A 12,078-nucleotide genomic window follows, 5' to 3' on the forward strand; every position below is an offset into this window, starting at 1 on the left:
TGGAGATTTCCCTACCGCAGGTCCGACGCCTCGAACACCCCCCGCGCCCCCTCCGCGTCCAGGCGGGCGGACAGGCCGGCGAGCACCTCGGCGCCTGTCCGCAGCAGCCCCCGCTGCTTCGCATCCCGCGCCCCCGAGTCCAGGCGGTGCAGCAGCAAGGGGTTCTCCGCGAGCACCTGGGGGTCGAGTTCCACACGGTTGCCCAGGGAGTCGCTCAGGACCAGGCGCGCCGCGACGCCCGGCTCGTGCCGCACCGCGGTCAGCAGGCCCGTACACACGTGACGGCCGCGCAGCAGTCCGCGGACGGCCAGCCACCCGGGGCCCGCCGTCACCCGCACCGGATGCAGGATGACGTACAGGAGCGCCGAAAGCGCCGCCCACAGCCCGGCCCGCACCGCGTCCAGCGTGCCGTTGGCCAGGTCGACGAGCGTGACCAGGAGGAAAAGGGCGAGGGCGCACAAGGCCGCGGCCCGTACGTCGCCCGCCCAGCGCCGGTCGGACACGGTGTCCTCCGCGGCGCCCTCCCACGCCTCCACGCCCCTGCCGAGCACCCTGCCCCGTGTCGTCCTGTCATGTCCCATGTGCGGCACCGTAGGCCCGGCACCGCGTCAGGCCAGCGGTGTTGACGGGCCGCTTACTCCGCCGTCGTACTCCTTGACGTACCGCTGATGCCACGCCGTGGCCCGCGCGACCCCGAGAGGTCCCCGCGCGACCCCCGCGAGACTCCCGCGTCAACGACGCGTGAAGATCCCGGCCCGGCGCGCAAGGGAGTCACCAAGACGGCGCGCGGGGCGTGCCGTGCGCCCAGACGCTGGGCATTCCTTTGCCACCCCTGCCTGGAGGTACGCCCATGACCACCGTGTCCGAGTCGCCGGACAGCGGCAGCAGCCCCGTCGCCGTCGCCGTCGAGGAACCCCCGGATACCGACGCGGCGGCGTCGGCCCGCGCGGACCGCCATCGGCTGACCGCCGTTCAGGGGCTCGCCGCGCTCTCCCTCGACGCCATGGCGTCCGTCGCGTACGGCCCCGAGGCCATCGTCCTGGTGCTCGCCGCGGCCGGCGGCCACGGCCTCGGGTTCACGCTCCCGGTGACGCTCGGCATCGCCGCACTGCTCGCCGTGCTCGTCGCCTCCTACCGCCAGGTCATCGCCGCCTTCCCCGACGGAGGCGGCAGCTATGCCGCCGCCAAGACCCACCTGGGGCGCCGGGCCGGGCTCGTCGCCGCGGCCTCGCTCGTCCTCGACTACGTACTCAATGTCGCCGTCGCCGTCACCGCGGGCGTCGCCGCGCTCACCTCCGCCTTCCCCGAGCTGTACGGCGACCGGGTGTGGATCTGTCTGGCGGTGCTCGTCGTCGTCACGGGCGTCAATCTGCGCGGCATCGTCGACTCCGCGAAGGTCTTCATCGCGCCGACCGCGATCTTCGTCGGCGCGATACTCGCGATGGTCGTCGCCGGGCTCTTCCGGGACGGTCCTGTCAGCACGGCCGCCGCCGAGGGGCACGCCTCCGTCCTCGCCGACAACGCCACCACGGTCGGCGCGCTGCTCCTGCTCAAGGCGTTCGCCTCGGGCTGCTCCGCGCTCACGGGCGTCGAGGCGATCGCCAACGCCGTGCCCTCCTTCCGCACCCCGCGCGTCAAGCGCGCCCAGCACGCGGAGGTCGCGCTCGGCGCGCTGCTCGGCGTGATGCTGATCGGTCTTTCCGTGCTCATCTCGCGGTTCGGGCTTCAGCCGGTCGAGGGCGTCACCGTCCTCGCGCAGCTCGCCGACGCCTCGCTCGGCCACAACTGGGCTTTCTACGTCGTGCAGTTCGCGACGATGATCCTGCTGGCCCTGTCCGCCAACACGTCCTTCGGCGGCCTGCCCGTCCTGATGAGCCTGCTCGCCCGCGACAATTACCTGCCCCACGTCTTCGCCCTCAAGGCCGACCGCCAGGTCCACCGGCACGGCGTCCTCGCGCTCGCCGCCGTCTCCGCCGCGCTGCTCGTCTTCTCCGGCGGCGACACCAACACCCTCGTGCCGCTCTTCGCGATCGGCGTGTTCGTCGGCTTCACGCTCTGCCAGACCGGCATGGTGCTGCACTGGCGCAAGGCGGGCAGGCCCGCGAAGGCCCTGCTCAACGGCTTCGGTGCGGTGCTCACCGGCATCTCGGCGGTGGTCGTCACGGCCACCAAGTTCACCGAGGGCGCCTGGCTGATCGTGCTCGCGCTGCCGGCGATCGTGCTCTGCTTCGAGGCCGTGCACCGCGCCTATCTCAGGATCGGCGACGACCTGGGTCTGGGGCGCGTCCCGGAGCCCCCGCACCGCGATCACTCCCTGGTCATCGTCCCGGTGTCGAACCTCTCCCGCCTCACCTGCGAGGCGCTGGGCGCCGCCGTCTCGCTCGGCGACGAGGTCCGCGCCGTCACCGTCACCCATGCCGACCCCGAGGACCGGCGCGCCGCCGAGGCGCTGCGCCGCGACTGGGAGCTGTGGAACCCGGGTGTCGACCTGGTGGAGCTGCCCTCGCAGACGCGCACCGTCGGGCGGCCGGTGTCGGCGTACGTACGGAAGATCTACACGTACCACCCCACCACCCGCGTCACCGTCCTGATCCCCGAGGTGGAGCCCGCCCATGTCTGGCAGCGGCTGCTGCAGAACCAGCGCGGCTCGGTCCTCGCGCACGCGGTGCGCCGCGACACGGACGCGGTCATCTGCCGACTGCGGTTCCGTCTTGCAGCGGGGCGGCGCCGGTCCTAGCGTCGGCGCCATGAGCGGAAGCGCGAGCCATGCGGGTGCGGGCAAGAAGATCGCCGGAAGCGCCGGCAAGAAGATCACCGAGAAGTTGTCGGACGAGGCGCTGCGCGAGGCGACCGGCAAGGGGTGGGAGGAGTGGTTCGCTCTGCTCGACGCCTGGGGCGGCACGTCCCGCAACCACACCGAGATCGCCCGCCACGTCCGCGAGGACCACGGTGTCGACGGCTGGTACGCGCAGTCCGTGGCCGTCGGCTACGAACAGGAGCGCGGTCTTCGCGAGGTCGGCCAGAGCAGCACGGGCGAGTGGCGGACCAGCGGCAGCAAGACGATCGACGCCACGGCGGCGCGGGTGATCGAGGCGTTCACCGACGACGGCCTGCGGGCGCGATGGCTGCCGGACGTCGACTTCACGGTGCGCACGCACCGCCCCGCCAAGTCGGTGACCGCCGACTTCAAGGACGCGGACGGCGGGGGTGCCGGGCGCATCTCCGTGACGCTCACGGTGAAGGCGCCGGGGAAGACGGTGGTGGGGGTCGGCCACGAGAAGCTGCGGGACGCGGCGGAGGTCGCGGCGTACAAGTCCTTCTGGAAGGACCGCCTTGCCGCGCTGAAGTCCCTTCTCGAGCAGGGGAGTTAGCGGGCGGGACAGGAACGCCTGGTCAGCCCTTCAGCTCCCCGAACTCAGCCCTTCAGCTCCCCGAGTTCAACCCTTCAGCTCCCCGTACTCGACCCCGGTCAACCCCTCCGACGCCTCCCACAGCCGCCCCGCGCCCACATCGTCCCGCGTCCACCCCGCCCGCCAGGACCTCGCCGGCGCCCCGCGCCAGCCCAGAATCCTCGGCCCGGTGAAGGAATCCGGCCGCACTCCTGGTGCCGTGGCCGCGAAGAGCGTGGGCAGCGCGCCCGCGTCGGCCGACTGCGCGACCAGGCCGTTGCCGAGCCGCATCACGCGCTCGGCCGCCTTGCGGCCCTCCATCCGGGGTGCGGCCGCCTGGAGGTTCGTCGACGCGTAGCCGGGATGCGCCGCCGCGGCCACCACATCGGAGCCGGCGGCCGCGAGGCGCCGTGCCAGTTCGTGGACGAAGAGCAGGTTCGCCGTCTTGGAGCGGCCGTAGGCGATCCAACGCCGGTAGCTCCGCTCGCTGTTGAGATCGTCGATGTCGATGTTCGCCACGGCGTGCATGCCGCTGGACACCGTGACGATCCGTGCGCCCGGCGTCCGCAGGAGCAGCGGAAGGAGCAGTCCCGTGAGCGCGAAGTGGCCCAGGTGATTGACGCCGAACTGCGTCTCGAAGCCGTCCACCGTCTGCCGGTACGGGAGCGCCATCACCCCCGCGTTGTTGATGAGCAGATCGAGACCGCCCTGCGTCTCACTCTCGTGCGACGCCGCGAACTCCCGTACGGAGCCCAGATCTCCGAGGTCGAGTCGCCTGAACTCGGCCTCCGCGCCCGGTACTTCGGAACGCAGCCGGGCCAGCGCCCGCGACCCGCGCTCCTCGCTGCGGCAGGCGAGGACCACGCGCGCGCCACGGCGGGCGAGTTCGCGTGCCGTGACATAGCCGATGCCGCTGTTGGCTCCGGTGACCACGGCCGTGCGGCCGCTCTGGTCGGGGATGTCACTCGCGTTCCAGCCCGCCATGACACAGCTCCCTCCGCTGCCGAGAGGGAGCGAGCCTACGCCAGTGCGTCAGGCGGCGGCACCCCCGTCGATCACCAGGTCCGCCCCGACCACCGACGCCGCGTCGTCCGACGCGAGGTACAGCACGGCCGCGGCGACCTCCGCGGTCGTGGACACCCGGCCCAGCGGCGTCGCGGTCTTCATCCGCTCCGTGCGCTCGGCCTCGCTCTCGCCCGGAAGCAGCGACATGCTGGTGTCCGACGAGCCGGGGCTCACGGCGTTGATCCGTATCCCGTCCTGGATGTGCTCGGCCGCGGCGCCCTTGGTCAGGATGGAGACGGCCGCCTTGGTGGTGGCGTACGCCGTGGTGCCCGGACGGCGTGTGTGGGTGCCCAGGACCGACGCGATGTTCACGATCGCCCCGCCGCCCGGCTGCGTACGCATCTGCTTCACCTCGGCCTGCAGGGCGAGGAACACCCCGGTGACGTTGATGTCGAGCAGCGTCCGCCAGTCGTCCTCGGGCAGATCGGCGACCGGCTGCCCCGCACGCAGGACGCCCGCGTTGTTGACGGCCACGTCGAGCGAGCCGAACCGCTCGACCGTGGTGGAGACGAGGGTCGCGAGATCCGCGCTCCGGGTCACGTCGGCGGTGACGGCGAGCGCGCTGCCGCCGGCCTCCTCGATGAGCCCCACGGTCTCCTTGAGCGGGCCCTCCGTGCGCCCGGCGACGACGACGTTCGCACCCTCGGCGGCGAAGGCGAGCGCGATGGCCCGGCCGAGGCCGGAGCCGCCGCCGGTGACGAGGGCGGTGCGGCCGGTGAAGCGGGTGCGCGGTCCTGAAGTCATGACAGAGCTCTTTTCTTGAACGATCGGTTCAGTATGAGGGCATAAAAAGGGGCCAGAGGGTGCGCCGGAATTTCAGTCGGGCATTCAGTCGGGCATTCAGTCCAACAGGCTCAGCGCCTGCTCCGTCGCGTCCCGCACCCGCGCCGGATCCTGCGAGGCCTTGCCGACCACGCGCAGCCCCTGCATCAGGGTCAGCAGCATGCGCGCGATGGCGAGCGGATCGCGGTCCTCCGGAAGCTCGCCCTGCGCCTGCGCGCGGACGAGCGCCGAGTGCAGCAGCGTCTCGATGTGCTCCCAGCTGCGCTCGACGCAGCGGGCGGCCGCCTCGTCGTGCGGCCCGAGCTCGGCCGCCGTATTGGTGATGAAACAGCCGTTCAGGCGGGCGTCCTCGGAGGCGGACTCGCTCCCGAAGCGCCGCACCACCGCGCGTACGGCGGGCAGTGCGGGCCCCGGCTGCGAGAGCTCGGCGAGCAGGCGGGGGTTCTGGAACTGGGCGTACCGGTCGAGCGCCTTCATGTACAGCTCGTGCTTGTTGCCGAACGTGGCGTAGATGCTGGCACGACCGATGCCGAGCGCCCCGACGAGGTCGGCCATCGACGTCGCCTCGTAGCCGCGCCGCCAGAACAGCTCTAGGGCCGACTGGAGCGCGGCGTCCGGATCGAATTCCTTGGTCCTGGCCACGAGGAGAGATTAAGCAATATTGGAACGCTCGGTCAAGTAGCTCTGATCGTAAGTAGCCCTGATCAGGCAAGCCGCACCCTATGCGTCTCCACCGTCACCGAGTCGTCGTCCAGGCACCGGCCCGTCTCCAGGTCGAAGCGCTGCTTCAGGAGCGGCGACGCGACGAACGGACGTCCGCCCGCCGCGCCGAGCAGCCCGCGCGAGAGCACCGCCGCGCCGGTGAACGGGTCACGGTTGTCGATCGCGTACGCGCGGCCCGCGCGGTCGATGAAGAGTGCGGCCTGGCGGCCGTCGGGGAGCAGGGCGGCGATGCCCCGGCCCGGCTGCAGCCGTGCGCGGTCGCAGACCTCGAACCAGTCGCCGTCCAGGCGGAGTTGAACACTCATAGGGGCAGTCATCGGGGTACTCATCGGGGCACTCATCAGGATGCCGCACCTTCCAGGTCGCGAGGGCGGGAGCCGATGCTCAGCAGCGGCAGGTCGGGCTTGATCTGGTCCCGCTCGGGGACGAAGCTCACCGTGGGGTCCGGGACGTCCGGCGCGTTCACGAAGGAGACGAACCGGGCGAGCCGCTCGGGGTCGTTGATGGTCTCGGACCACTCGTCGCGGTAGTGCGCGACATGGTCGGCCATCAGGGCCTCGAGCTCGGAGCAGATGCCGAGCGAGTCGTGGACGACCACATCGCGTACGTGGTCGAGGCCGCCCTCGATCCGCTCGAGCCAGGTCGAGGTGCGCTCGAGGCGGTCCGCCGTGCGGATGTAGAACATCAGGAACCGGTCGATGAGGCGCACCAGTTCGGCGTCGGACAGGTCCTGTGCAAGCAGGTCCGCGTGGCGCGGGGTCGCACCGCCGTTGCCGCCCACATACAGGTTCCAGCCGCTGGAGGTGGCGATCACGCCGAAGTCCTTGGACTGGGCCTCCGCGCACTCACGCGCGCAGCCGGACACGGCCGACTTCAGCTTGTGCGGGGAGCGCAGGCCCCGGTAGCGCAGCTCCAGGTCGATCGCCATCCGCACCGAGTCCTGTACGCCGTAGCGGCACCAGGTCTGCCCGACGCACGACTTCACCGTCCGGAGCGACTTGCCGTACGCGTGACCCGACTCGAAGCCCGCGTCCACCAACCGCGCCCAGATCATGGGGAGTTGTTCGACGCGGGCGCCGAACATGTCGATGCGCTGGCCGCCGGTGATCTTCGTATAGAGCCCGAAGTCCCGTGCCACCTCGCCGATCACGATCAGCTTGTCCGGGGTGATCTCGCCGCCGGGGATGCGCGGGACGACCGAATAGGAGCCGTTCTTCTGGAGGTTGGCGAGGAAGTGGTCGTTCGTGTCCTGGAGGGAGGCCTGTTCGCCTTCGAGTACGTAGCCGTCGGCGCCGATCGTCGGGGCGAGCGAGGCGATGATCGAACCGACCGCCGGCTTGCAGGTCTCGCAGCCCTCGGTGCCGCGGGCCGCCTCGCGGCCGTGGGCGTCGAGGAGCTGCCGGTAGGAGGTGATGCCCAGGGTGCGGACGATCTCGTACAGCTCCTGGCGGGTCTGGCCGAAGCAGCCGCACAGGCCCTTGTCGACCTCGACGCCCGAGGCCTCCAGCTCGTCGTTGACCAGCTGGCCCAGCACCTTCACACAACTGCCGCAGCCCGTACCGGCCTTGGTGCACTTCTTGACCTCGGGCACGGTGGTGCAGCTGTGCTCGGTGACGGCGCCGCGGATCGTGCCCTTGGTGACGTTGTGGCAGGAGCAGATGACCGCGGAGTCCGGCAGCGAGGACGGGCCGATCGACACCGGGCCGCCGGCGCCCGCGGGAAGGACCAGCTGCTCCGGCGAGACCGGCGGCACACTGCCGGTCAGCGGCCGAAGCACGCCGTACGCCTCCGCGTCGCCGACCAGGACACCGCCGAGCAGCTCGCCGCCCGGACCGATGACCAGCTTCTTGTACGTTCCCGAGCGCGAGTCGGAGTAGACGACGTCCAGGCAGTCGGGAGCCGTGCCGTGCGCGTCGCCGAAGGAGGCGACGTCCACGCCGAGCAGCTTGAGCTTGGTGGAGAGATCGGCGCCGGTGAAGCTCGACTCCTCGGCGGCGATCGCCGCGGCGGCCGTCTCGGCCATCTCGTAGCCGGGCGCGACCAGACCGTAGACCCGGCCGTCCGAGGCCTGCGCGCACTCGCCGATCGCGTACACGTCCGGGTCACTGGTGCGGCACTGCTCGTCGACGGTGATGCCGCCGCGCTCGCCCACCGACAGGCCGGTGTCACGGGCGAGTTGATCGCGGGGCCGGACACCGGCGGAGAACACGACCAAATCGGTGGCGAGTTCACTGCCGTCCGACAGCTTCATCCCGCTGACCGCGCCCTGGTCGCCGACGATCTCCTGGGTGCCGACACCCGTGTGCACGGTCAGGCCCATGTTCGTGATGGTGCGAAGGAGGGCCGCGCCGCCGCCCTCGTCGACCTGCACCGGCATAAGGCGCGGCGCGAACTCCACGACATGCGTGTCGAGTCCGAGCCCGCGCAGCGCGCCCGCCGCCTCCAGGCCGAGCAGGCCGCCGCCGACCACGGCACCTGTCTTCGCGTACGTCTTCGCGTACTCCTCGATGGCCAGCAGGTCCTCGATGGTGCGGTAGACGAAACAGCCCGTCGTGTCCTTGCCAGGCACCGGCGGCACAAAGGGGAAGGAGCCGGTGGCGAGGACGAGCGTGTCGTAGGCGAAGGTCTGCCCGGAGCGCGCGGTGACGGTCTTCGCGTCCCGGTCGACGGACTCGGCGGGATCGCCCACGTACAGCTCGATGCCGTGCTGCTCGATGAACTCCGGGTCCGTGAGGGAGAGTTCGTCGGGGGTGCGGCCCGCGAAGTACGAGGTGAGCTGTACGCGGTCGTAGGCGGGGCGCGGCTCCTCGCACAGGACGACCACGCGGTGCGTGCCGGTCAGACCGCGAGCGGCCGCGGCCTCCAGGAAGCGCTGGCCGACCATGCCGTGCCCGACGAGCACGATGGTGCTCCGGGCGGTGCTGTGGCGGGGGGTGTCCGTGGGCATGTCAGAGGCCTCCGTCGTGGGTGAGCAGGTGGAGCAAGGGGCTGCCGTCGTCCTCGGGCAGCGGGTCGTCGGACTCCCATGCGCGGGCGAGCGCGCCGACGGTGCCGAGCTCGCCGAGCAGGACCCCGCCGACGAGCCGGTCGCCCCGCACGACGACCTTGCGGTAGGTGCCGCGGGTCGCGTCCGCGAGCTGCACCACGTCGTCGTCGGGCCGGGGCTCGGGGTCGCCGAAGGCCGCCAGGTCCAGGGGAGCGGAGCCCGGACGGCCGGTGTGCAGGGTGAGCCGGGTCAGGGCGCGGGTACCGGAGTACGGCCGCGCGCTGTCCGGCGAGAGCAGGGAATCGGCCAGGGCGTCGGCCTGTTCGAGGGCGGGCGCCGCCAGGCAGCGCACCTCGCCGGAGTGCTCGGCGCAGTCGCCGATGGCCCGGATGTGCGGATCGGACGTGCGCAGCTCGTCGTCGACGACGATGCCGCGCCGCACGTCGAGCCCGGCGGCCTGGGCGAGGCCCACGCGGGGCCGGACGCCGCAGGCGAGCACGGTGAGGTCGGTGCCGAGCAGATAGCCGTCGGCGAGCTCGACGGACCGTACGGCCCCGTCGACCTGCCGCACGCCGCGCACCCGGCACTCGGTGTGCACCTCGACGCCGAGATCGGTCAGGTGCCGGTGGACGAGTTCCGATGCCGCCGGGTCGAGCTGGCGCTCCATGAGCCGGTCGCCCTGCTGGGTGAGGACGACCTGGGCGCCGCGCACGGCGAGCGCGCGGGCGGCGGAGACACCGAGCAGCCCGCCGCCGATGACGACGGCGCGCACGCCCGGACGTATCGCGTCCGAGAGCGCGAGGCAGTCGTCCATGGTCCGGAAGGGGTGCACACCGCGCGGCAGCTCACGGGCGTCCGGCGCGAAGAGGCCGCGCAGGGGCGGCAGGACCGGGTTGGAGCCGGTGGCGAGCACGAGCGTCTCGTACTGGACGACGCCGCCGTCGGCGCAGTGCACGAGCCGGTCCTCGCGGTCGACCCGGACGGCGCGGGTGCGCAGGAACTCCCCGGGGGCGGCCGGCAGGCCGATGACCTCCGGTCCGTACCGGCCCGCGAGGACATCGGCGAGCAGCACCCGGTTGTACGGCGCGTGCGTCTCCTCGCCGATGAGCACGGCGGCACCCCCGAGCCGCTGGGCGAGCCGCACACCGGCAAGGCCTGCGCCGATCACCGCCACACGTGCGTTCGAGGTCGATGAGGTCATGTACGGAAGCGTGCGTGGGCGGTGTTACCCGTCCGCATCCTCACTGTTTCCCGGGGGGAACGCTGCCCTCAGCGGGGGTGGGGGTGGGGTGTGAGGGGCGCGTCTAGGGGGCGGCCTGCGGTGCCGGCACGCCGGACGGGGCGCGGTCGGGGGCAGGCGGGGCCGCGGGGGCGATCGTGAGGGTGAGCGCCGTGGCGACCAGCGCACTCGCCCCGGCGAGGCCCGCCGCCAGTTTGCGGCGGGACTGGAGGGTGGGGCCCTGGACGGGGCCTGCGGGTTTGCGGTGACGTCCCATGTCTCAGATCTCTCGAACCAGAACTCGGATCAGAACTCGGATCAGAAGGCGAATCAGAAGGCGAATCAGAAGGCGATGCAGAACTCGGATCAGAAGGCGAAGCACTCGGCATGGATGCGTTCCTCCGGGACCCCGGCCCGCACCAGCGCCGCCGTAGCCGACGCGGACATCCCCGGCGGCCCGCACAGATAGACGTCGTGCTCGGCGAGGTCCGGCACCAGGTTCCGCAGCGCCTGCGGGGAAATGGGGTCTCCCCTGCTCGAACGAAGTTGAGAGCTTGGGGAAGGATCGAAGGACGCGTCGGAACGGCCGAGGAGATAGTGCAGTGCCGCACCCCGGCTCCGGGCGATGCCTTCCAGCTCGTCCCGCAGCACGAGCTGCTCCGCGCTCCCCGCCCGGTAGAGCAGCGTGATGTCCCCGGGCCCGCCGGGCAGCGTCTCGAAGAGGGCCCGCATCGGCGTGATGCCGACCCCGCCCGCGAGCAGCAGCACCTTCCGCCGCGTACGCCGATGCGCGGTCAGCGCCCCGAACGGCCCGGTGGCGAGCACCCGCGTGCCCGGCCTGAGCCGCCGCACCCGCCGGGTGTGGCCGCCGATCGCCTTCACCGTGATCCGCAGGGTGTCGTCCCGCACGGGCGCGGAGAGCGAGAACGGCAGCGCGGTGCGCCACAGCCCGCGCCGCAGAAAGCGCCACCGGAAGAACTGCCCCGGCTCGGCCCGCAGCCCGTCGAGCCCGATGCCCTGCATCACGACCGAGACGACCCCAGGACCTTCGTCGCGTACGTCGATGACGCGCAGGCTGTGCCGGAACGCCTGCCGCACCGGCACGACGACGCGGTACCAGACGAGGAGCACCGCGACGACGGCGTGCAGGAGCGACCAGGCCCACACGGTGAGGACGCTGCCCGCCACATCGGGCCCGGCGAGCTGGTGCACGAAGGCGAGCGCCGCGCCGATGTGGGTCAGCAGATGCACGGCCCGCCACGTCTCGTGCGGGACGCGGCGGCGCACCGCACGCGCGGACGTCACGCCGACGGCCACGAACAGCGCGGTGCCGACGGCGGCGAGGGCAAGACCCGGGTAGCCGAGCAGGTCGAGCGTGGCGTCGACCAGGTCGGTGTCGGCGTGGGCGGCGTATCCGCACAGGGCGAGGAGCGCGTGGCCCAGGCAGAGGGAGAGGACGTAGCGGCCGCCGAGGGCGTGCCGCCGCGCGAGCCGGTCGGCGCCGACGCCGTGCTCGACGGCGGGGACGCGGGCCATCAGGAACAGCATCACGAGGATCCCGTAGCCGGCCAGCAGCCCGGTCAGATGCGCGCCGGTCGCGAAGAGCACGTCGAGCCGCGCCGACGGCTCGGCCTGCGCGGCCCACAGCGCGGTGACGGCGGCCGCACCGCCGACGATGCCCGCACGGAGGGCGGCGGGGCTGACGCGGAGTGCGGGGCACGCGGCGAGTTGGGGATGGGCTGCCTCGGTGGTCACGGCCGCAGCGTAGGCGGGCGGTGCGCCTGAAAGTGGCTGGTCAGAGGGGTATCCGTGATCCTTAAGGCGGGCTTGAGGATGGGCTCAACGAGGGTTAAGCATCGGAGCTCCGGTGAACACTTCAGAACCTCTGAAGTCCCTCAACTCTCCCCGATTTC

The 12,078-nt window shown here is 72.0% G+C and carries 11 protein-coding genes; 2 read left to right on the forward strand and 9 right to left on the reverse strand.

Annotation, left to right across the window (positions count from 1 at the left end; translation table 11 throughout):
• Nucleotides 1–11: 11 nt before the first annotated feature.
• Nucleotides 12–581 (reverse strand): hypothetical protein, encoded by a 570-nt coding sequence (locus OG453_RS12070; protein ID WP_266867272.1) that lies wholly within the window; start codon nucleotides 579–581, stop codon nucleotides 12–14.
• A gap of 269 nt (nucleotides 582–850) precedes the next feature.
• Here OG453_RS12070 and OG453_RS12075 point away from each other — a divergent pair, with 269 nt between their 5' ends.
• Entirely contained in the window at nucleotides 851–2,737 is a 1,887-nt protein-coding gene (locus tag OG453_RS12075) for an APC family permease (RefSeq protein ID WP_266867274.1), read from the forward strand.
• A gap of 10 nt (nucleotides 2,738–2,747) precedes the next feature.
• Nucleotides 2,748–3,371: a hypothetical protein gene (locus tag OG453_RS12080; RefSeq protein ID WP_266867276.1), complete on the forward strand. Its 624-nt coding sequence runs from the start codon at nucleotides 2,748–2,750 to the stop codon at nucleotides 3,369–3,371.
• 66 nt (nucleotides 3,372–3,437) lie between these two features.
• On the opposite strand, the gene OG453_RS12085 is transcribed toward OG453_RS12080, so the two are convergent.
• The 8 genes from OG453_RS12085 to OG453_RS12120 form a co-directional block, all read right to left on the reverse strand.
• The gene (locus OG453_RS12085; protein ID WP_266867278.1) at nucleotides 3,438–4,373 is read right to left on the reverse strand and encodes an oxidoreductase; all 936 of its coding nucleotides are present in this window, start codon (nucleotides 4,371–4,373) and stop codon (nucleotides 3,438–3,440) included.
• 48 nt (nucleotides 4,374–4,421) lie between these two features.
• On the reverse strand, nucleotides 4,422–5,198 hold the full coding sequence (locus tag OG453_RS12090; RefSeq protein ID WP_266867280.1) for an SDR family NAD(P)-dependent oxidoreductase: 777 nt from the start codon (nucleotides 5,196–5,198) through the stop codon (nucleotides 4,422–4,424).
• A gap of 96 nt (nucleotides 5,199–5,294) precedes the next feature.
• Nucleotides 5,295–5,879 carry a TetR/AcrR family transcriptional regulator gene (locus tag OG453_RS12095; protein ID WP_266867282.1) on the reverse strand — a complete coding sequence of 195 codons (585 nt, stop codon included), beginning with the start codon at nucleotides 5,877–5,879 and terminating at the stop codon, nucleotides 5,295–5,297.
• Between the two features lie 62 nt (nucleotides 5,880–5,941).
• A complete protein-coding gene (nirD, locus tag OG453_RS12100) occupies nucleotides 5,942–6,265 on the reverse strand; it encodes a nitrite reductase small subunit NirD (protein ID WP_323178629.1) in 324 nt (107 codons plus the stop codon).
• Between the two features lie 35 nt (nucleotides 6,266–6,300).
• Nucleotides 6,301–8,907 carry a nitrite reductase large subunit NirB gene (gene nirB / locus OG453_RS12105; protein ID WP_266867286.1) on the reverse strand — a complete coding sequence of 869 codons (2,607 nt, stop codon included), beginning with the start codon at nucleotides 8,905–8,907 and terminating at the stop codon, nucleotides 6,301–6,303.
• Between the two features lies 1 nt (nucleotide 8,908).
• The gene (locus OG453_RS12110; protein WP_266867288.1) at nucleotides 8,909–10,147 is read right to left on the reverse strand and encodes an NAD(P)/FAD-dependent oxidoreductase; all 1,239 of its coding nucleotides are present in this window, start codon (nucleotides 10,145–10,147) and stop codon (nucleotides 8,909–8,911) included.
• A gap of 103 nt (nucleotides 10,148–10,250) precedes the next feature.
• On the reverse strand, nucleotides 10,251–10,442 hold the full coding sequence (locus OG453_RS12115) for a hypothetical protein (protein ID WP_266867290.1): 192 nt from the start codon (nucleotides 10,440–10,442) through the stop codon (nucleotides 10,251–10,253).
• Between the two features lie 89 nt (nucleotides 10,443–10,531).
• Nucleotides 10,532–11,920: a ferredoxin reductase family protein gene (locus OG453_RS12120; protein WP_266867292.1), complete on the reverse strand. Its 1,389-nt coding sequence runs from the start codon at nucleotides 11,918–11,920 to the stop codon at nucleotides 10,532–10,534.
• Between the last annotated feature and the right edge of the window lie 158 nt (nucleotides 11,921–12,078).

The organism is Streptomyces sp. NBC_01381, assembly GCF_026340305.1.
Classification (GTDB): Bacteria; Actinomycetota; Actinomycetes; order Streptomycetales; family Streptomycetaceae; genus Streptomyces.